The sequence below is a fragment of the Lacrimispora xylanisolvens genome (assembly GCF_002934545.1).
GTDB classification, from domain to species: domain Bacteria; phylum Bacillota; class Clostridia; order Lachnospirales; family Lachnospiraceae; genus Lacrimispora; species Lacrimispora xylanisolvens.
Genome location: NZ_PTJA01000004.1, coordinates 272,578 through 293,983, shown reverse-complemented (window position 1 = coordinate 293,983; position 21,406 = coordinate 272,578). Strand labels below are relative to the sequence as shown.

Annotated in this window: 21 protein-coding genes; 20 read left to right on the top strand and 1 reads right to left on the bottom strand. The window is 44.2% G+C overall.

The genetic code is table 11. From position 1 onward, the window contains the following. Window positions 1-143 precede the first annotated feature (143 nt). From BXY41_RS09360 to BXY41_RS09295, 14 genes are all read left to right on the top strand, one after another. Entirely contained in the window at window positions 144-1,265 is a 1,122-nt protein-coding gene (locus tag BXY41_RS09360; RefSeq protein ID WP_104436560.1) for an aldo/keto reductase, read from the top strand. Window positions 1,266-1,291: 26 nt separating this feature from the next. After that, the gene (gene pap, locus BXY41_RS09355; RefSeq protein ID WP_104436559.1) at window positions 1,292-2,791 is read left to right on the top strand and encodes a polyphosphate:AMP phosphotransferase; all 1,500 of its coding nucleotides are present in this window, start codon (window positions 1,292-1,294) and stop codon (window positions 2,789-2,791) included. Window positions 2,792-2,857: 66 nt separating this feature from the next. After that, on the top strand, window positions 2,858-4,114 hold the full coding sequence (locus BXY41_RS09350) for a BaiN/RdsA family NAD(P)/FAD-dependent oxidoreductase (protein WP_104436558.1): 1,257 nt from the start codon (window positions 2,858-2,860) through the stop codon (window positions 4,112-4,114). Next, window positions 4,111-4,797, top strand: coding sequence for a (d)CMP kinase (cmk, locus tag BXY41_RS09345; RefSeq protein ID WP_104436557.1), 687 nt, complete (start codon window positions 4,111-4,113; stop codon window positions 4,795-4,797). The genes BXY41_RS09350 and cmk overlap by 4 nt, the downstream gene beginning before the upstream one ends. A gap of 3 nt (window positions 4,798-4,800) precedes the next feature. Continuing rightward, window positions 4,801-5,652 (top strand): 4-hydroxy-3-methylbut-2-enyl diphosphate reductase, encoded by an 852-nt coding sequence (gene ispH / locus BXY41_RS09340; RefSeq protein WP_104436556.1) that lies wholly within the window; start codon window positions 4,801-4,803, stop codon window positions 5,650-5,652. Then, window positions 5,633-6,733, top strand: coding sequence for a 30S ribosomal protein S1 (rpsA, locus tag BXY41_RS09335; protein ID WP_104436555.1), 1,101 nt, complete (start codon window positions 5,633-5,635; stop codon window positions 6,731-6,733). The genes ispH and rpsA overlap by 20 nt, the downstream gene beginning before the upstream one ends. A 92-nt stretch (window positions 6,734-6,825) precedes the next feature. Continuing rightward, window positions 6,826-8,883, top strand: a complete 2,058-nt coding sequence (locus tag BXY41_RS09330; RefSeq protein ID WP_104436554.1) for a M13 family metallopeptidase — start codon at window positions 6,826-6,828, stop codon at window positions 8,881-8,883. 194 nt (window positions 8,884-9,077) lie between these two features. Then, on the top strand, window positions 9,078-9,293 hold the full coding sequence (locus BXY41_RS09325; RefSeq protein WP_104436553.1) for a FeoA family protein: 216 nt from the start codon (window positions 9,078-9,080) through the stop codon (window positions 9,291-9,293). A 16-nt stretch (window positions 9,294-9,309) separates the two neighbouring features. Then, window positions 9,310-9,528, top strand: coding sequence for a FeoA family protein (locus BXY41_RS09320; protein ID WP_104436552.1), 219 nt, complete (start codon window positions 9,310-9,312; stop codon window positions 9,526-9,528). Window positions 9,529-9,600: 72 nt separating this feature from the next. Next, the gene (feoB, locus tag BXY41_RS09315) at window positions 9,601-11,784 is read left to right on the top strand and encodes a ferrous iron transport protein B (RefSeq protein WP_104436551.1); all 2,184 of its coding nucleotides are present in this window, start codon (window positions 9,601-9,603) and stop codon (window positions 11,782-11,784) included. A 65-nt stretch (window positions 11,785-11,849) separates the two neighbouring features. Then, entirely contained in the window at window positions 11,850-11,987 is a 138-nt protein-coding gene (locus BXY41_RS09310; protein WP_104436550.1) for a FeoB-associated Cys-rich membrane protein, read from the top strand. 54 nt (window positions 11,988-12,041) lie between these two features. Next, entirely contained in the window at window positions 12,042-12,533 is a 492-nt protein-coding gene (locus BXY41_RS09305) for a transcriptional repressor (RefSeq protein ID WP_104436549.1), read from the top strand. Between the two features lie 45 nt (window positions 12,534-12,578). Next, window positions 12,579-13,193, top strand: a complete 615-nt coding sequence (locus tag BXY41_RS09300; protein WP_104436548.1) for an HD-GYP domain-containing protein — start codon at window positions 12,579-12,581, stop codon at window positions 13,191-13,193. 100 nt (window positions 13,194-13,293) lie between these two features. After that, a complete protein-coding gene (locus tag BXY41_RS09295) occupies window positions 13,294-14,703 on the top strand; it encodes a L,D-transpeptidase family protein (RefSeq protein WP_104436547.1) in 1,410 nt (469 codons plus the stop codon). Between the two features lie 57 nt (window positions 14,704-14,760). Here the strand turns inward: BXY41_RS09295 and BXY41_RS09290 are convergent, their stop codons facing one another. Further along, the gene (locus BXY41_RS09290; RefSeq protein WP_104436546.1) at window positions 14,761-15,264 is read right to left on the bottom strand and encodes a hypothetical protein; all 504 of its coding nucleotides are present in this window, start codon (window positions 15,262-15,264) and stop codon (window positions 14,761-14,763) included. A gap of 191 nt (window positions 15,265-15,455) precedes the next feature. Between BXY41_RS09290 and BXY41_RS09285 the strand changes: the two genes are divergently transcribed. The 6 genes from BXY41_RS09285 (at window position 15,456) to BXY41_RS09260 (ending at window position 21,405) form a co-directional block, all read left to right on the top strand. Further along, a complete protein-coding gene (locus BXY41_RS09285) occupies window positions 15,456-17,168 on the top strand; it encodes a L,D-transpeptidase family protein (RefSeq protein WP_104436545.1) in 1,713 nt (570 codons plus the stop codon). A 15-nt stretch (window positions 17,169-17,183) separates the two neighbouring features. Beyond that, complete coding sequence (locus tag BXY41_RS09280; protein WP_104436544.1) at window positions 17,184-17,459, top strand: GNAT family acetyltransferase; 276 nt, start codon at window positions 17,184-17,186, stop codon at window positions 17,457-17,459. A gap of 112 nt (window positions 17,460-17,571) precedes the next feature. Further along, on the top strand, window positions 17,572-18,318 hold the full coding sequence (locus tag BXY41_RS09275; protein ID WP_104436543.1) for a nucleoside phosphorylase: 747 nt from the start codon (window positions 17,572-17,574) through the stop codon (window positions 18,316-18,318). 14 nt (window positions 18,319-18,332) lie between these two features. Then, window positions 18,333-18,935 carry an ECF transporter S component gene (locus tag BXY41_RS09270; RefSeq protein WP_104436542.1) on the top strand — a complete coding sequence of 201 codons (603 nt, stop codon included), beginning with the start codon at window positions 18,333-18,335 and terminating at the stop codon, window positions 18,933-18,935. Between the two features lie 15 nt (window positions 18,936-18,950). Beyond that, complete coding sequence (locus BXY41_RS09265) at window positions 18,951-19,727, top strand: energy-coupling factor transporter transmembrane component T family protein (protein ID WP_104436541.1); 777 nt, start codon at window positions 18,951-18,953, stop codon at window positions 19,725-19,727. Further along, a complete protein-coding gene (locus tag BXY41_RS09260; protein ID WP_104436540.1) occupies window positions 19,714-21,405 on the top strand; it encodes an ABC transporter ATP-binding protein in 1,692 nt (563 codons plus the stop codon). Before BXY41_RS09265 ends, BXY41_RS09260 begins: the two co-directional genes overlap by 14 nt. The last annotated feature ends 1 nt before the right edge of the window (window position 21,406 follow it).

Genomic DNA, 21,406 nt, shown 5'->3' with positions numbered 1-21,406 from the left:
GGCAGGCATTTGCATGACGCAAAGTCTGTCTTTTTTCGCTTATATTTTGCAAAAAAAACTATTGAACAGAAAACAAATATGATACAATAATGATTAAAGCAGCTTATAGTTCAATTGCGAATCTTATCATGCGGAGGAAAAATATGCAATATCGTGATTTTGGAAAGACAGGAATAAAAGTTTCAGCACTCGGGTTCGGAGCCATGCGGCTTCCTCTTTCGGGAGAAAATCAGGTAGATGAGAAGCGGGCGGTGGCAATGATCCGTCATGCCATTGATCAGGGAGTCAACTACATTGACACTGCTTATCCCTATCATGAGGGGGAAAGTGAGAGAATAGTAGGGGAAGCGCTGCAGGAAGGTTACAGGGAGAAGACTTATCTGGCTACCAAATGTCCTGTATGGAAGCTTGTAAAAGAAGAAGATTTTGAAGAAGTTTTAGATGAACAGTTAGCAAAATTAAAAACAGATCATGTGGATTTTTATCTGCTCCATGCCTTAAGCAGAGACCGGTTTGAAGAGAAGATAAAAAAACTGAAACTGGTAGAGAAGATGGAAAAAGCGAGAGCAGATGGAAAAATTAAGTATATTGGTTTTTCCTTCCATGATTCATATGACGTGTTTCAGGATATCCTAGATTATTATGATGGATGGGATTTCTGCCAGATTCAGTATAACTATGTGGATCTCACACATCAGGCAGGCTTAAAAGGACTGAAAGAGGCCGCTGGAAAAGGACTTGCCGTAGTCATTATGGAGCCGCTCTTAGGCGGAAGACTGGCCAATCCTGCATCTCATGTAAAAGAAGTGTTAGGAAGTGAAAAATCCAGCGTGGAATATGCCCTTGACTTTTTATGGGATCAGCCGGAAGTCAGCCTGCTTTTAAGCGGTATGAGTGATGAGCAGCAACTGGAAGATAATCTTTTGTATGCAGACAGAAGCTATATTGGTATGGTATCGGAAGAAGAGCATGCCATGTACAAGAAAGCAAAGGAGGTCTTTGACTCCATGGCGCTGGTTGGCTGTACCGGCTGTCGTTACTGTGTTCCCTGCCCCTTCGGACTGGAGATTCCGGAGATATTCTCCTATTATAATATGACGGCTGCCCACAAAGAGGACGAGGCCAAAGCGGGGTATGAGGCTCTTGCCATAAAAGCAGACAGCTGCAAGACCTGCCACAGATGTGAAAAGGAATGCCCGCAGATGATTAAAATCAGCCAGGTTATGCCCGAGGTAGCAAAGGTGTTTGAAAAGATACAGGCTTAACGGAAACCAGTAAGGAGGGACTGTTTATGCTGGAGAAAATTGATTTATCAAAGAAAATTGATAAGGAAACTTACAAAAAGACAGAGAAAGAGCAAAGTGAAAAACTGGGGCTTTTGCAGCGCCAGTTAAAGGAAGCCGGGATTCCGGTTATGATCGTATTTGAGGGTATGGGCGCCTCAGGAAAAGGCACCCAGATCAATCACCTGATTCAGGCCCTTGATCCCAGAGGCTTTGATGTCTATGCCAATGATAAATCGACGGACGAAGAGCGTATGCGTCCCTTCCTGTGGCGTTTTTACACAAAACTGCCTGCCCAGGGAAGAATCGCTGTCTTTGACAGAAGCTGGTACCGTCAGGTAACCATGGAGCGTTTTTCAACAAAGCTTCCTGATGAAGATCTGCCAGCAGCCTTTCACGACATACAGTCCTTTGAGCGGCAGCTTACCGATGACGGAATGGTTATCATCAAGCTTTTTCTTTATATTTCAAGAGAAGAACAAAAGAAGCGGTTTAAAAAGCTGGAAAACTCAAAGGAAACCAGCTGGAGGGTAACAAAAGACGATTGGAAGAGGAACACGGAGTATGACCGGTTCCTTAAGATCTGCGAAGAGATGCTTCAGAATACGGACATGGATTATGCCCCGTGGACCATAATCGAAGCAAACGATAAAGAGTATGCAGCAGCCAAGATCATGTCCTGTGTGGCAGACTGTCTTTCGGATGCCCTGAATAAAAAGAGCTTAAACGGAGTGGCAAAGGAGAAGGAAGTGCCAGTCCGTTCAGAAAGCTTTAAATCAGGTGTTCTGTCCGGAGTGGATTTAACCAAGTCCATTTCAAAGGAAGATTACAAAAAGGAAATTGACCGTCTGCAGAAAAAACTGGAATTTCTCCACAGCCAGATTTACCGGATGCGGATTCCGGTTGTGCTGGGGTTCGAAGGCTGGGATGCAGCAGGAAAAGGCGGAGCCATCAAACGTCTTACCAGCCACCTGGATCCAAGAGGGTATAAGGTATACCCGACTGCGGCCCCCAACGATCTGGAACGGGTTCATCACTATCTATGGCGTTTCTGGATCAATATGCCGAAAGCAGGCCATATCGCCATATTCGACCGCACCTGGTACGGGAGAGTGCTTGTAGAGCGGGTAGAGGGCTTTTGCAGGGAAAGCCAGTGGAAGCAGGCTTATCAGGAAATCAATGAGATGGAAAGCCACCTGGCAAATGCAGGTGCCGTCGTCCTTAAATTCTGGCTTCACATTGATAAAGACGAACAGGAAAAACGCTTTAAAGAACGGCAGGAAGATCCCTTAAAGCAGTGGAAAATTACAGAAGAAGACTGGCGAAACAGAGAAAAATGGGATCAGTATGAATCGGCAGTCAATGAGATGCTGGTCCGTACCTCCACAACCTATGCACCATGGGTGGTAGTGGAAGGAAACTGCAAGTATTATGCAAGGATCAAGATCTTAAAAACTGTGGTGGAAGCTCTGGAAAACAAGATAAAAGAAGTGAATAATCGTCCCTGACCACTTGTGTTTTCCTCTTTTTTCGTGTAAAGTAGGAGGAAGTGAACAAAGGCAGGAGGATAGGGCATGAATACGGTTTTAATCGTGGGCGGGGGCGCTGCAGGGATGCTGGCTGGAATAGCAGCAGCCATGAAGGGCAGTACCGTCCACATTTTTGAGAAAAACGAGAAACTTGGTAAAAAAGTATATATTACGGGAAAAGGACGGTGCAATGTAACCAATGCCTGTGATACGGAGGAACTGTTCGGGAATGTTGTAACCAATTCCAAATTCCTTTACAGCAGCTTTTACGGTTTTACCAATTTCGATATGATGGAACTTTTAGAGACCCTTGGCTGCCAGTTAAAGACGGAACGGGGAAACCGGGTGTTTCCGGCTTCGGATAAGGCTTCCGATGTAATTAAGGCGCTGAATAACCGGCTTTTGGAACTGGGTGTTACGATTCATTACCGGAAAAAAGCAGAAAAGCTTATTATTGATAACGGTACTGTAAAAGGAATTGTCGTCAGTGACAGTACCGGTAAGAAGTCATTTTATGGAGACAGCGTAATCATTGCCTGCGGAGGTTATTCCTATCAGACTACCGGTTCCACGGGAGACGGCTATGAACTGGCGAAAGAAGCCGGCCACACCGTAAGCACGTTATCTCCGGCACTGGTTCCTTTCGTCGTGGAAGAGCCCATGATTAAGGAACTGCAGGGCCTTTCACTTAGAAACGTAGAAGCGACGGTAATGAAAGGCAGCAAGGTTATTTACAGGGAATTCGGAGAGATGCTTTTTACCCACTACGGAGTCAGCGGTCCGGTTCTGTTAAGTGCCAGCAGCTATGCGGCAAAGGAACTGAAGAAAGGACCTCTTACCCTTTCCATTGATTTAAAACCTGCTTTGACGGAAGAACAGCTGGATGCCAGGATTCTAAGAGATTTTGAGGAATCCATGAATAAGCAGTTTAAAAATGCTCTGGGCAATCTGTATCCTGCCAAGCTGATTCCTGTTATTATTGATGCAAGCGGAATTTCTCCGGAAAAGAAGGTTCATGAGATTACAAGAGAAGAGCGTCAGGCGCTGATTCGCGTAACCAAGTCATTTACCATGACTCTCACTGCACTGAGAGGATACAATGAGGCCATTATCACCCAGGGAGGTGTTTCTGTAAAAGAGGTAAATCCCTCCACTCTGGAATCAAAACTTGTAAACGGCCTGTATTTTGCAGGAGAGGTTCTGGATCTGGACGCGGTGACCGGGGGCTTTAATCTTCAGATTGCCTGGTCCACAGGTTTCGCAGCAGGTAGTGCGGCAGGAGAGGAGAAGGACGAAAGATGACAAAGGTTTATAATATCGCAATAGACGGACCGGCTGGAGCGGGAAAAAGCACCATTGCCCGTGCAGCAGCCAGTAAACTTAATTTTGTTTATGTGGATACGGGAGCGATGTACCGTGCCATGGCACTGCATTTTTTAAGAAAAGGGATCTCTCCCCAGGATGAGGCGGCCATTTCTGAAGCTGTTAAGACTGCTGATGTGACCCTGGCCTATGAAAATGGCGTGCAGCAGGTGATTTTAAACGGAGAGAATGTATCAGGACTGATCCGTTCTGAGGAAGTGGGAGCCATGGCTTCTGCCACTTCCGTACACTTACCGGTGAGAGAAAAGCTGGTAGAACTGCAAAAAGGTCTTGCAGCCCGGGAGAATGTCATTATGGATGGCAGAGATATCGGTACCTGCGTTCTTCCTGATGCCGATCTTAAGATCTATCTAACCGCCAGCAGCCGGGTCCGTGCCGAAAGAAGGTACCTGGAACTGAAAGAAAAAGGGCAGGACTGCAGCCTGGAAGAAATCGAAAAAGATATTATCAAGCGGGACCACCAGGATATGAACCGGGAACATTCTCCCTTAAAGCAGGCAGAGGATGCAGTGCTTTTAGATTCTTCTGAGATGAGTGCCAGAGAGGTAATAGAACGGATTTTAATGCTGTTTGAGGAAAGAAAACTGGAAGAGAGGAGCTAATGTATGGAAGTAGTTGTGGCAAAATCCGCCGGATTCTGCTTTGGTGTGAAACGTGCCGTTGATCAGGTATATGAACAGTTGAAACGAAACGATAAGCCAATTTATACGTATGGTCCCATCATCCACAATGAAGAGGTTGTAAAAGATTTAGAGGAAAAGGGCGTAAAAGTAATTGAAGGTGAAGAAGAACTGAAACAGATTCACGACGCCGTTGTGGTAATCCGTTCCCATGGAGCCGGAAAGCGGGTTTATGATATCATGGAAGAGAACGGAATTGAGATCATTGATGCAACCTGTCCTTATGTGAGAAAGATTCACAAAATTGCACAGGAGCAGAATAAAGAGGGCAGACGCCTGATCATAATTGGTAATGATTCACACCCGGAAGTAGAAGGTATTAAAGGCTGGGGAAATGACAATACTTTAGTGGTGGAAACACCCGAGCAAGTGGAAACTTTGCCGCTCACAGAAGGAGAGAGGCTGTGTATTGTATCACAGACGACATTTAATTACAAGAAATTTCAAGATTTAGTTGAAAAAATTTCTGAAACGCGGTATGATATACTTGTTTTAAATACGATTTGCAATGCAACACAGGAAAGACAGGTGGAAGCAAAGCGGATAGCTTCAGAAGTGGATGCCATGATAGTCATTGGCGGAAAAAGCAGTTCCAATACCCAGAAGCTGTACGAGATATGCCGAAGGGAATGTAAGAATACTTACTATATCCAGACACTAGGTGATTTAGATCCTGATTGTGTAAATTCTGTGCGCAGCGTAGGTATTACAGCCGGGGCTTCAACCCCGAATCATATTATCGAGGAGGTTCATACTAATGTCAGAGTTAAGTTTTGAACAAATGTTAGAGGAATCATTGAAAACCATACGTACAGGAGAGATCGTCACTGGTAAAGTCATCGACGTAAAAGAAGATGAAATCGTCTTGAATATAGGGTACAAGTCTGACGGCATCATCCCGCGTAGCGAGTACACGGATGACCAGAATTTAAATCTTACAACTGTTGTTCAGGTTGGCGAAGAGATGGAAGCCAAAGTCACTAAGGTTAATGACGGTGAGGGTCAGGTTGCTTTATCCTATAAGAGATTAGCAGCAGACAGAGGCAATAAGAAGTTAGAAGAAGCATTTGAAAACCACGAAGTACTTACCGCAAAAGTTGCACAGGTGCTTGACGGTGGTTTAAGCGTGGTTGTAGAAGGCGCAAGAGTATTCATTCCTGCAAGCCTGGTATCCGATACTTATGAGAAGGATTTAACCAAGTATGCAGATAAGGAGATCGAATTCATCATTACTGAATTCAATCCAAAGAGAAGAAGAATTATCGGTGACAGAAAGCAGATTATGGTTGCTAAGAGAGCCGAGCTTCAGAAAGAATTATTTGATAAGATCCATGCAGGCGATGTTGTTGAAGGTACAATCAAGAACGTAACCGATTTCGGTGCATTTATTGACCTTGGCGGAGCCGATGGTTTACTTCATATATCAGAGATGAGCTGGGGCAGAGTAGAAAGCCCGAAAAAAGCATTCAAAGCTGGTGAGAAAGTAAAAGTTTTAATCAAAGATATCAACGGCGACAAGATTGCTCTCAGCTTAAAATTCCCGGAGACAAACCCATGGAAAGATGCATCTGAAAAGTATGCAGTCGGCAATGTAGTAAACGGTAAAGTAGCACGTATGACTGATTTCGGCGCATTTGTTGAGCTGGAGCCAGGCGTAGACGCTCTGCTTCATGTATCCCAGATTTCCAGAGAGCATGTGGAAAAACCTGCAGATGTTCTGGCAATTGGACAGGAAATCGAAGCAAAGGTAGTTGATTTCAATGAAGATGACAAGAAGATCAGCTTAAGCATCAAAGCACTTCAGGGTCAGGACGAAGCAGCTGCAGAAGATGCACCTGTATATTCTGACGAAGTTTAAGCATAATAAAGAATGAGCAGATGGGAAGTGGAGAAATCCGCTTCCTTTTTTCGTACAAAAATATATCGTAATGGCAAGGAGAGGTAGATTTCATGAAAAAAGTTTTTTTCTCAATATTGGCAGCAATGATAGTTATGACTCTGGCGTTTACCGGCTGTAAAAGTAAAACAGGTCCGAAACCGGAAGAAGAGCAGACCCAGGCAAAACCCGCCAGTGGAACGGGAAAGGCCTCTGCAGGGGAAGCAAGCCATATACGCCTGGAAGATGATTATTATGACTTTGTCAACGGGCAGATGCTTAATAATACCAAGATTCCGGGTGACGCAAGTGGCTGGAGCCAGTTTTATAAGCTGGACAGAGAGGCATATGAAATTCTAAATGAAGTGCTCCGTGAATCTGTGAATAACAGGAAAAATGAAAAAGAAGGATCTCTGGAACAGAAAATCGCCGATCTCTATCTGACCGCTATGGATATGGAGGGGAGAAGGGCTGCCGGATTTGGCGGACTTGCTGTTTATATGGACGGGATCAGCCGTGCCTCCACCATCGAGGAATATCTGGAACAGGCGGGAAAAATCTACAATGATCTGGGGGTGAGCAGCATTATTCTGCCCCAGTGGTCTGAGGATATGAGTAATTCTACCCGCTATGCCCTGTATTTTGACGGTGCAGATCTTGGACCTGGAAAAGAAACCCTGGAGGATTCCGACCAGGAAGAACTGATGAACCATTACCGCAATTATATATCCCAGATTATGGAATATACAGGAATGAAGAAAGAAGAAGCGGATCAGGCTGCGGATGGTATTTTAAAATTGCAGAAGGATCTGGCAGCGAGTGCACTTCCTCTTAGCAAACAGGGAGATCCTGACGTTATATATAATCCGTATACCGTAGAAGAATTAAAGAAACTGTTTCCTGATGGAACCATGGAGACCTTTTTGAAAGCAGCAGACTTAAATGAACAGGATCAATACATTGTGGTTCAGGTAGATCAGATGAAAAAAATCGGTGGATATTTAAATCAGGAATCCCTCCCTCTTTTAAAACAGTATACGTTATTTTGTCTGGTAAATGATTTTGCCCCCAGTCTGACACCCGAAATCCGAGACTCCAATCTGGAATGGAATAATTTAAGAAAAGGAATCAAAGTAAGAAAAACAGACGAAAAGCTGGCAAGTGAACTGACACAAAACACCCTGGGGTTTGAATTCGGAAAGCTTTATGTTGAGAAATGCTTTTCCAAATCCGATAAAAAGGATATTGAGTCCATGATCCGCCTGATTCTTGCCTCCTATAAAAAACAGATTGAAAATCTCACCTGGATGAGTGATGAAACCAAGGCTTCTGCCATAAGAAAACTGGAGCATATGAATCTGAAGGTGGGGTATCCGGATAAATGGCCCAATGATTATAAAGATGCCAAAGTGCTGTCAGCAGAAGAGGGGGGAAACTTAATTGATAATAGCCTCTCTCTCATGAAAGCAGTCAATGAGGTGAATAAGAAGAAATATAAGGAACCTGTGGATAAAGGAGAGTGGGGCATGACTCCTCAGACTGTAAATGCATATTACAACCCCACTGCCAATGAGATTGTGTTTCCTGCCGCGATTCTCCAGTCCCCGTTTTATGATCCCAAAGCGGACTTCGCCTCTAACTTAGGCGGAATTGGAATGGTAATGGCACATGAGGTGAGCCATGCATTTGATTCCTCCGGTTCTCTTTACGATGAGAATGGAAATTATCATGTATGGTGGACAAAGGAAGACCGGGAAAAATTTGATGAGCTGGCCAAACAGGTGGAAGAATATTACAGCGGAATGGATGGATTTCAGGGAAGAAAAGTAAATGGCGCCCAGACATTGAATGAAAATATCGCAGATCTGGGGTCTATGGCATGCATTACGGCGATTGCAGATGAAAAGGGCAGTGATTTGAATCTGTTGTTCCGCCAGTATGCAACAATCTGGGCGTCCAAGTATACTCCGGAAGCGATGGTTGATCGTCTGAATACGGATTCCCATTCCCCGGCAAAAGTCAGGGTTAACGGAGTGCTTAGCGCTACAGATTCATTTTATAAGGCTTATCCGGAAATAAAAGAAGGAGATGCCATGTATGTGGCTCCTGAGAAGAGAGTGAAAATCTGGTAAAAACAAGATAAAAAAGCTGCGGCAACAGGTTTTATATGCCGTAGCTTTTTATAATGAAATGTGTACGTGAAAAAATACATTTAACAAATGAGAAAATTTTTCAATAAAAATATTGACAACTAACAAAAGTTAGAATATACTAACTGAAGAGAAATGGGAATGATTATCAATAATAAAATGAAAGAAGATGATGAATGATGCCTTTAACAATGGTGAAAGCAGGAGAGCCTAACGTAATTCGTAAAATCGGTGGCAAAGAAGAGACAAGACGTTTTCTGGAAAACCTGGGTTTTGTTACCGGCGGAATTGTGACTGTTGTTTCTGAAATAAGCGGAAACATGATCGTTAATGTAAAAGATTCCAGAGTTGCCATAGGAAAAGATATGGCTAATAAAATCATGGTGGGATAGAAAAGGAGAAAAGACGATGACATTAAAGGAAATTCCATGCGGTAAAACTGTCAAGGTAACCAAGCTAAGCGGAGAAGGTCCTGTTAAGAGAAGAATTATGGATATGGGAATCACAAAAGGTGTTGATATTTTTGTGAGGAAAGTAGCTCCTCTTGGAGATCCGGTGGAAGTAACAGTCAGAGGGTATGAGCTGTCTTTACGAAAAGCGGATGCAGAAATGATCATTGTGGAGTAATTTTTTTACATATTAGTTAGGTGAGACTAATACCAGACAAATCAATTGCTGACAGGCAGAAAGAGGTAGAGTATGTCAATTAAAATTGCATTAGCAGGTAATCCCAACTGCGGAAAGACGACTTTGTTTAATGCACTGACGGGATCAAACCAGTTTGTGGGGAACTGGCCAGGAGTTACCGTAGAGAAAAAAGAAGGAAAGTTAAAAGGTCATAAAGATGTCATTATCATGGATCTTCCAGGTATCTATTCCCTCTCTCCTTACACACTGGAAGAAGTGGTAGCGAGAAATTATCTGATCGGAGAACGTCCTGATGCGATTTTAAATATCGTAGACGGTACCAACATAGAACGTAATTTATATTTATCCACCCAGCTTATGGAACTTGGAATTCCCGTTATCATGGCAGTTAACATGATGGATATCGTGGAAAAGAGCGGGGATAAAATTCATATAAGTAAATTAAGCGAAAAGCTTGGCTGTGAGGTTGTGGAAATTTCTGCACTAAAGGGCACTGGAATCCAGAAGGCTGCTGAAAAAGCAGTTGCGATTGCAAACCAGAAAAATAACAGACCGCCAGTACATAAATTTGCAGCTGAAGTGGAATCAGTTCTGGATTCCATCGAAGACAAACTTGGAAATGATGTTCCTGAGGATCAGAGACGTTTCTTTGCCATTAAGCTTCTGGAAAAGGATGAAAAGATACAGACTCAGATGAAGCGTGTACCTGATGTAACGGAAGAGATCACAAGGATTGAACGGGAACTGGATGACGATACAGAGAGTATTATTACAAATGAACGTTATGTATATATCTCTTCTATCATCGATCAGTGTTTAACAAGAAGCATGAAAAATAAACTTACGATTTCCGATAAAATTGACCGGATCGTTACTAACCGGTTTCTGGCACTGCCCATCTTTGCAGCCGTAATGTTTATTGTCTATTATGCTTCTGTTACAACAGTGGGTTCCTGGGCAACTGATTGGGTGAATGACAGTCTTTTCGGTGACGAAATGAATCTTTTCGGCCTCCAGCTTCCTGGCATACCAGTTATGGCTGAGAGTTTTTTAACTGCAATTGGCTGCGCAGACTGGCTCCAGGGTCTGTTAGTTAACGGAATTATTGCAGGTGTGGGTGCAGTTCTTGGTTTTGTACCTCAGATGCTGGTACTTTTTATCTTCCTTGCATTTTTGGAGAGCTGCGGTTATATGGCACGTGTTGCGTTTATTATGGACCGCGTATTCCGCAAATTCGGCCTTTCCGGTAAGTCTTTTATCCCCATGCTGATCGGCAGTGGATGCGGCGTACCAGGTATTATGGCATCACGAACCATTGAAAATGATCGTGACCGTAAGATGACAATTATGACAACAACCTTTATTCCCTGTGGAGCCAAGCTTCCGATTATTGCACTGATTGCAGGCGCACTTTTCGATGGAGCTTCCTGGGTTGCACCAAGTGCCTATTTCGTAGGAATTGCAGCAATTATCTGTTCCGGTATCATTTTAAAAAAGACCAGAATGTTTGCTGGTGATCCGGCGCCTTTCGTTATGGAGCTCCCCGCTTACCATATGCCAACAGTTGTAAACGTTTTAAGAAGTATGTGGGAACGCGGCTGGTCCTTTATTAAGAAAGCGGGAACAATCATTTTATTATCTACTATCGTTGTATGGTTTGCTTCCTATTTTGGCTGGGTAGACGGTCAGTTTAGAATGCTGGAAGCAATGGAACTTGACCACAGCATCCTGGCTAAGCTGGGAAGTACTATCAGCTGGCTCTTCATTCCTCTTGGCTGGGGAAACTGGAAATCTGCAGTAGCAGCCATCACAGGACTGGTAGCAAAAGAAAACGTAGTTGGAACCTTTGGTATTCTCTACGGCTTTGCTGAAGTTGCAGAAGATGGTTCTGAGATCTGGGGTACTCTTGCAGGTAGTATGACAGCAGTTGCTGCATATTCTTTCCTAGTATTCAATCTTCTCTGCGCACCTTGCTTTGCAGCAATGGGAGCGATCAAACGTGAGATGAATAACACCAGATGGTTTTGGTTTGCAGTTGGATATCAGACACTTCTGGCATATATAGTAGCGCTTTGTGTCTATCAGGTAGGAACTTTAATCACCACAGGATCCTTTGGATTCTTTACAGTAGTGGCATTTGCACTGATTGCAGGCTTTATCTATCTGCTTGTCAGACCTGAAAAAGCAAAAAGTGAATCCAATGTAAAATTAACAAGTATAGCCGGAGCAAAATAATCCGGTAATCATAAGAGCCTGCATGGTTTACGTTTATGCAGGCTCAAGATATCAGGAGGTATCATATGGGAACGTTAGCAGTATCAGCAGTTGTCATCGGAGCGGTGGCACTGATTATCAGAAGCATGATTCGGGATAAGAAAAACGGAAAATCCATTCAGTGCGGCGGACAGTGCAAGGATTGTGGCGGACACTGCCACTAAGAGACTGGTATCTGTTTTTCGTACTATATTATACGTCTTAATGGAGGTGGCAAAATGGAAATGCACACAAACATGATTGAAAAAAGAAAAGTAGCTGATTCCAGAAGTTATCATAGAACCAGGATGCAGAAGGATCTTATTATTGAGCGGTTAAAGGGTAAGGGGTGCAGAATTACAAAGCAGCGCCTCACACTTTTAGATATTATTCTGGAACATGAATGTTCCAGCTGTAAAGAAATCTATTACAAAGCTTCCAGGGTGGATGAGAGCATCGGAGCTGCTACTGTCTATCGTATGGTTAATGTTTTAGAGGAAATCGGAGCCATCAGCAGGAAGAACATGTATAAAATCGCTTACTCCGACACCTGCTCCATGGAAGATGCCTGCACGGTAGTGCTGGATGATGAAACGACTTATCATCTCTCTGCAAAAAACTGGAATTCTGTTGTGCGGGCAGGTTTAACTGCTTGCGGCTATCTGGAAGATCAGAAGATCGCTTCAATTTCAATTAAACCTTGCGGATGTGAGAATGCCGGTTGCTATTAATTGCAAGTTAGCTAATGCTAACCAGTAAGACAGGTAAAAAAGAGCATGAAAAATGAATCAGGATTTGAGTTATGCAGGAACGGCATTGATTATCATGAAATTATCGAATGCATCGTCAGCGCATTAGATGCCAAAGATCCCTATACGGCGGGGCATTCTCAAAGGGTCAGCGATATGGCGCTGGCCCTTTCCGGGTTTCTAAAGCTTGATCGGGAAGAGACGGAGCGAATTCATATTGCTGCACATCTTCATGATATTGGCAAAATTGGAGTTCCTGATGCAGTATTAAACAAACCGGACAGGCTTTCTCCGGACGAATGGGCTGCCATGAAAAAACACCCTCAGACCGGTGCTCAGATTTTAAGTAAATCCCGTCATTTGAATGAGCTGAAAGACATTGTACTTCACCACCATGAACGGTATGATGGAAACGGTTATCCTTACGGACTGAGGGGAGATGAAATTCCTGTTGGTTCCAGGATTATCTCAATCTGCGATTCCATCGATGCCATGACCTCCGACAGAGGATACAGGGATGCATATTCGCTGAAGTATTGTTATGAAGAAATAAAAAGGAATCTGGGCATTCTGTATGATCCTGAAATCGGAGCTGTTGCATTGGAACATTGGGCTGATCTGACGAAATATGTGGCGGAATGATTTGTGGATTTTGATACTTGTTATTCTGATAAAATCGTGCTAACCTAGGAGGAAGTGGGATATTTTTCCATAATAACTAATCAGCAAAGGATTTGAATGAATGAGCAGGAGACAGAGTCATGCAGGTACCGTAGGGATAATTGCTTTTCTGACGGCGGTTTTTATGCTGGCAGGAAGTGTGGTTGCACTGGCAGATGATGCTTCTAAGTTTGTGCCCGGAACAAAGATCAACGGAGTTTTGGTGGGAGGTATGACTGTAGAGGAGGCAAAGGTACAGATTGAAGGCTTTTATGGAAGAGAGTATCAGCTAACCATAAAGGCAAAAGGAGGAGCCTCTGAAGTGATTAAGGGATCAGATATCCAGTATCAGGTGGTGATTACCGATGGACTTCAGAATATACTGGCGCAACAAAATAGTAACGGACGTGTGGCAGGTCCTGATATCGACAACAGCAGTGTCCTTAAAAGTACGGTGACCTACCAGGAAGAGAAGCTGAAAGAACGGCTGGATTCTCTTGCCTGTGTCAGCAGCAAGGATATTGTGGTTACTCAGAACGCAAGAATTTCAGCCTGGCAGGAGGGACAGCCCTTCACTGTCATTGCTGAGGTACAGGGGAACAGCGTAAACAGAAAGAAGCTTGATGAGGCGGTGAAAGCTGCGTTAACTCAGGAGAACAGACAGCTCAGTCTGGAAGAGAAAAACTGTTATGATACGGTGACCGTCACATCCACAGATTCAGAGCTGGTGGCAAGATGCGCTGCCTTAAATCAGATCAGAGATATGAAAGTCACATATTTATTTGGCAGTCAGTCGGAAGTACTTACCGGAGAACAGCTTTGTACCTGGATCGATGGTGCAGATCAGACAGGAATCCATATAAATGGAACAAAAGCTGCGGAGTACATTCAGTCGCTGGCAGGTAAATATGATACGGCTGGAAAAGCCAGGGCCTTTAAAGCAACCGATGGAAGAGATCTGTCTCTTTCCGGTGCATATGGATGGCGGATAAACCAGGAAGCGGAGACACAGGCTCTAATCGCTATTATAAAAACAGGCCAGAGTCAGGAGCGGACGCCCCAGTACAGTCTGGCAGCGGCTGACCGAAATGTGGACTGGGGCAGTACTTATGTGGAAGCGGACATGGCAGCCCAGCATGTGTACCTGTATCAGAATGGGAGTGTGGTATGGGATTCTCCCTGTGTAACGGGGAATGTGTCAAAGAAGCTTACCACACCGGAAGGTATCTATACCCTTGCTTATAAGCAGACAGACCGCGTACTGCGGGGAGATAAAAAGCCGGATGGTACTTACGAATATGAAAGTCATGTGGATTACTGGATGCCTTTTAATGGAGGAATCGGTTTTCATGATGCCAGCTGGAGAAGCAAATTCGGAGGAACCATTTACCAGACAGGTGGAAGTCATGGATGTATTAACCTTCCACCTCAAAAGGCAAAGGCCCTTTATGGTTTAATCTATACGGGAATCCCTGTTATTTGTCATTATTAATAAAAAAGCTGTCTTACAGCCTGGTAAATGGGCGGTTAAGACGGCTTTTTCATGCATTTACTCATCAGAGTTACAGAATACGATAATCTTCTGAGGGGTCACTTCCGTTGAAGGATTCATGGAATCAGACATGTATAGAATAAAAAGATAGTGATCTCCAGGATTATAAGCAAAATTTTGTCCATTGACCAGAAGAACCTGAGTGCTTCCATCTGATGGAATGTTTAGTTTCATTGTCTGATCCACGCTTAGCAGATCTTCATCAAAATAATTCAGTGCGGCCCGGTAGCCGAAGGTGTTTTGTGCCAGAACTACAGCCTGGTACTGGGGAGGATAGATCAAAGGAACCGGAACACTGGTGTCATATATGCCGATAATGGGCTCACCCTGACCAAATGTGTGCTGTTCCAAAACAAAGGTTTGGGGAGAAACTACAAAGTTAATCTGCCCCATGGTTTGGGTATTGACAGAAATAAGCAGGGAGCAGCTATGGTCAGATACCGTGGTGTAAAAGGGAGTAACGGAACCGACAATTCCGTATACAGTTGAATAATTAGCCATAAATTGGTTCTTTCCGATTGTTCTTACCCATATCTTATGAAAGGCAGGAAGTCAATATGAATTTTCTGGAGATGTCAGGTCAAATCGTAATAAAAAAGTCAAGAAATATACCATAAATATTTAGACATATTTCGTTGTTTTACGATATAATAATACCTGAATAAAAAGGCTAGTAAAGAGGTAGGAAATAAATGGAAAAGCAAATGCCCCACAGCAGGAAGAAAAAGTCATTGGGAATCGGGGGTCTGGCTGTAATCGGAGGCGGGTCCGTTGCCGTAGTCGCATTAATTGCGGCACTTACATATTTACAGATGGGCAGACAGTACAAAGAGGTGTTTTTCCCCAACACAATCATTAACGGTATGGATGCATCCAAAAAATCCATTGATGAGGTTAAGAAGATGGTAGCAGCCGGTATTGACGGTTACCAGATTACAATTAAGGAACGGGGGGATAATACCGAGACCATAAAAGGTACTGATATTGGTATGGAAGCGGTTTTTGACGGAAGCGTGGAAAAACTTCTGGAAGAGCAGAATCCTTTAAAATGGGGAGAGCATAATAGCAAATTTCAGAATTTTGATATTGGAACTCTGGTAAAATACAATCAGGAGCAGTTTGATGAAGTAGTATCAAAGCTGGCCTGTTTTCAGGAAGATAAGATAAAAGAACCCCAGGATGCCACTATTTCTCAGTATGAGTCTGGGAAGGGATATCATATTGTTGCAGCAGTAGATGGAAACCGCCCGGATCCGGAGAAGGTAAAATCACTGATTGCAGCAGCTGTTTCGGACTTTAAGACAGAAGTGTCCTTAGAGGATGGTGATGTTTATACAAAACCAAAGATTACGGCGGATAATCCGGATTTAATCAATCAGGTCCAGACCTTAAACCGATATACCAACGTGAAGGTAACCTATAAATTTGGAGATAAGAGAGAAGTATTAAACGGTGATACCATTTCCAAATGGGTGGGGATTGGGGAAGACGGAAAAGCATATTTAAGCAGTTCTGAAGTAACTGCCTATGTAAAAGGTCTGGCATCCAAGTATGATACCGTATCAAAGGCAAAGACTCTTAATACTTCTTACGGAAAACCGGTAAAAATAACCGGAGGAAGCTATGGCTGGAAGATGAATCAGAGTGCGGAAGCCGATGCACTGGCAGAAATTATCCGATCGGGAGAAAGTCAGGAAAGGGTGCCTGCCTATAAACAGGAGGCGGCAAGCTACGGGGAGAATGATTATGGGAATACTTATGTAGAAGTAAACCTTACCGCACAGCATTTATATTTTTATAAAGATGGTAAACTGGTACTGGATACGGATTTTGTATCAGGGAATGAATCAAAAGGCTGGTCAACACCGGCTGGCGTTTACTCCCTTACATATAAGCAGAAGGATGCAACTTTAAAAGGAGAAGATTACAGAACTCCGGTTGCTTACTGGATGCCATTTAACGGTAATATCGGGTTTCATGATGCAACCTGGCGAAAGCAGTTTGGAGGCAGTATTTACAAAACAAGTGGTTCCCATGGATGTGTAAACCTTCCCCCGGCAATGGCCAAAACTCTCTTTGAGAACATTCCGTCTAAAGTACCGGTGCTTTGCTACAACTTACCTGGTACAGAAACTAAGACAACTTCTAATGGGACAACAAAGACTGAAACTGCGGGAACCACACCGACAACAACTCCAACAACGGCAGCATCTACCCCGGCAACAACAGCTGCCACAACGGCGGCGCCTACTACACCGGCGCCTACCACAGCAGCACCTACCACACCAGCAGTAACCACTCCTGCCACTCAGGAAGCGCCTGTTACAAACAATCCGCAGCAGGAAGTGGGACCAGGTGTTTCCAATTCCACAGGAAAGAAAAAAACAGGTCCGGGTGTTAAATAAGGAGATGATTGATCGATGCTAAAGAAAGAAACATTTGTTCCAATCCAGTTTTTTAAAAAAGAGGCATATACGGGAAGCATGAATGGGATGCGGTATCGGATTAAAAAGGAAGAAGAAGGACTGGAAGCCGCCGTTTACCCCCAGCCATACTGTTACGAAGCGACTGCCGATGAAAAAAAGACGAAAGCAGTATTTCCTTTTTCAGAAGAAGGAAGGCAGCAGGCACTGGAATGGATCAATCAACAGTTTGTGGAGAAACAGGATCTGTGGGCCGCTGCAGAGAGAAAATAAACATCATTATAAAGGAATAGAAAAGAGAGCTGTCTTGTCACCTGACAATTGGTTGACAAGGCAGCTTCTTTGTGTTAAATTCAGAGAATAGAAAAGGAAGGAGATGGTGGTTTTGACAGAAATTATGCCCCATATCAGGCTGTCAGACAGTCAGACAGCTCCCTATGCTCTGCTGCCGGGAGATCCTGCCCGATTAGACCGGATTGCTTCCCACCTTACAAATGTGGAACAGCTTGCTTACAACAGGGAATACAGAAGCATAAAAGGGTTCTATCATGGAGTACCTGTGATGGCGGTTTCTACCGGAATAGGAGGAGCCTCTGCAGCAATCGCTGTGGAAGAACTTTCCAGAATCGGGGTACGAGGAATGATCCGGATCGGCAGCTGCGGAGCTCTTAAAAAAGGAATCCGTCTTGGAGATTTAATTCTGGTAAACGGAGCGGTCAGAGATGACGGAGCATCGTCGTCTTACGTGGATTCCAGGTACCCTGCAATTCCGGATACAGGTCTATTGATCGCCTGTATGGAGAGTGCCAGGGCACTGGGTGCAACGGCTCATGTGGGAATTGCCAGAAGTCATGACAGCTTCTACATTGATGAGGAAGAAAAAATCTGTGCCTACTGGTCGGGAAAAGGCGTTCTCGGATCAGACATGGAAACGGCGGCCGTATTTGTAACCGGAGGCTTACGTGGAGTAAAGACAGCCTCCATACTGAATACGGTGGTGGAATTTGAGGAGGAGCTGACGGAGCAGATTAACAGCTACACCGACGGCGAATCTGCTATGATGAGAGGGGAACAAATGGAGATCCTGACTGCGCTGGAAGCGTTTGTCCGAATGGATCAATCAGAATCATGAACGGAGGATTGAGGATGAATCATTTATTTAAAACCAGGTTAAACGCGGCAACTTTTGTTTTGATACCTGCCTGTATCGGAATCAATTATTTAGGAAAACTATTTGCATCTGTTTTAAAGCTTCCCCTGTGGCTGGATTCCATCGGCACCTGTATCGGCGGTGTGCTGGGAGGTCCCATAATCGGAGCTGTCTGCGGAGCGGCCAACAATCTGATTTTTGGCTTTACCACCGGTGATTCCATTACTTTGATCTATGCCCTCACCAGTCTTGGTATCGGAGCTGCAGTGGGTATTATGGCAAGACTGGGTCATATGGAAAGGTTTTTAGGAGCAATACTTACAGCAGTGGCTGCCGGACTGACTGCTGTTGTTATCTCCACTCCTTTAAATGTGATTTTCTGGGGCGGGGCAACCGGAAACGTTTGGGGAGATCTTTTATTTGGCTGGTCCCAGTCTGCCGGACTGCCTGTATTTTTGGGATCATTTCTTGATGAACTGGTTGTAGATGTACCGGACAAGCTGATTACGGTCCTTATTGTTTTTGCGATTATGAAAGGACTGCCGAAAAAACTCACCTCTCTTTATGATGTGAATGATGAGGTAGAAATTCTGGATTAAGAAAGGTTTATTCCTATGAAAAGCATCAGTCTCTACGTAGATAAGGACAGCTATTTAACCAGACTTCACCCCTTTGCCAAGATGGTATATATTCTGGCGGCCATCAGCGTGCCTCTCATTGGAGGCGCGCTGTGGATGTACGGGCTGTTTCTGGCGATCAGTCTGATCCTTTTAATCAGCGGAGGAATCCTTAAAAAGGTTTTTCCGCTGATTGCATTTTCATTTACCATTCTCATTACTATTTTTTTGATCCATGGTCTGTTTAACAAAGAGAATGAAACCATCCTGTTTCGAGTGGGAGCCCTGGCATTTTACAGGGAAGGTCTTCTTTATGCATGCCGGATCGGTCTGAATATTTTAAATATGCTTCTGGCTTTTGCTGCATTTGTTCTTACCACCAGACCGGCATATCTGGTAGACGATCTGGAACAGGCGGGTTTTTCTCCCAGATTCGGATATATGATCACCTCTGTTTTTCAAATCATTCCTCAGATGATGGGAACCATGAATACTATTTTAGATGCCCAGAGAAGCCGGGGAATGGAAACCGAAGGAAGTTTATTTACCAGAGCTAAGGCATTTATTCCCCTGATTTCTCCAGTAGTCAGCAGTTCCCTCATCAATACCAGAGAACGGGCGATCGCTCTTGAGGTCAGAGGGTTTGGCTCTAAAAATAAAAAGACATTTTTAAGAGAGGACCGGCTATCGGGAGGAGACAAAGGGTTTATGATTCTTATGGCTCTTCTGATTGCAGCCTCGGCTGTCTGGAGGATCGTATATGGCATTCATTGAAGTAAAAGGTTTAAAATATAAGTATCCCCATACCAGTAAGCTGGTTCTGGACGGAATTGATTTTGAGGCGGATAAGGGACAGTTTATCGGCATTATCGGTGAAAATCAGGCGGGGAAAAGTACACTCTGCCAGGCATTTGCAGGGCTTGTTCCAACCATGTTCCGTGGAGCGTACGGGGGAAAAGTGATCATTGACGGTGTAGAAGCATCGAAGGTACCAATTGCAGTTCTCTGTCAGAAGGTGGGTCTTGTGTTTCAGAATCCGTTTAATCAGCTGTCCGGTGCGAAAGATACGGTTTTTGAGGAAATTGCTTTTGGACTTCAGAACCTGGGGATTCCAAGAGAAGAGATCGGAAAAAGAGTGGATAAAGCGCTGAAGCTTCTGGATATTATTAAATATAAGGACAGGAATCCCTTTGATTTATCAGGGGGACAGATTCAGAGAGTAGCAATTGCCAGCATTCTTGCCATGGAACCTGAGGTTTTAGTCCTGGACGAGCCCACATCCCAGCTGGATCCCCAGGGCAGCGAAGACGTGTTCCTGGTGGTTGAAAAACTGGCGAAGACGGGAATCACCATTATTATGGTGGAGCAGAAGATGGAAAAGCTGGCGGCTTATTGTGATAAAATACTTCTGCTTCATCGTGGATCACAGGTGGCTTATGATGTTCCGGAACGCATTTTTTCCAGAGATGATTTAGAGGAGCTTGGGGTGGAACCACCCGTCTATACTCAGGTTTCAAAAGCGCTTTCCGTCTATAGGAAAGAGGGGGATGACTTACTTTATCCCGTAACCTTAAAACAGATACAAAGCTACAAGGATCAGTTTCCCGTTACCATTTCAAAAACAGGAAGAGAGCGAACTCCTGACAAACTGGGTCAGGATATATTTACCATAAAGGATCTGGGCTTTCATTATATACCCGGCGCTCCGATCATTGAAAATCTCACCCTTTCCCTGGATATAAGACCAACTGCAGTGATTGGTCAGAACGGCGCCGGAAAAACCACACTGGTTAAGCTGCTTAAGGGACTTTTAAAACCCGGGGCAGGAACCGTACTTCTGGAAGGGGAGGATATTTCCGGGCGTACCGTAGCCCAGCTTGCAAAAAAAGTAGGATATGTATTTCAAAATCCCGATGACCAGATTTTTAAGAATCAGGTTTTAGAAGAGGTGATGGTAGGTCCCTTAAACATCGGTATGACAAGAAAAGAAGGGGAGCAGCGTGCCAGGGAAGCTCTTGAGATGGTAGGTCTCCTCCATGCAGAAAAAGAAAATCCTTATGATCTGGATTTGTCTGAACGAAAGATGGTGGCAATTGCATCCGTCGTGGCAATGGATCCCAGGGTGCTGATATTAGATGAACCCACCATTGCCCAGGATGCCAGGGGGCGGGAGGTGCTGGGACAGCTGATTCGTACCATGACAGAGAGAGGAAAATTTGTACTGGCAATCCTTCATGATATGGATTTCGTTGCCCGGTATTTTGAACGGGTTATTGTTATGGCAGGAGGAAAGGTGATATCAGACGGACCGGGAGAGAAGATATTTTATGAGAAAGACACTCTTACAAAAGCACGGCTGGAACCGCCTCACATCACAAGGCTTTGTGAAATCCTTGGATACCAAGGCACATTTTTGACAACAGAGGACATCAGAAAAATAAGGCAGGAGTAAT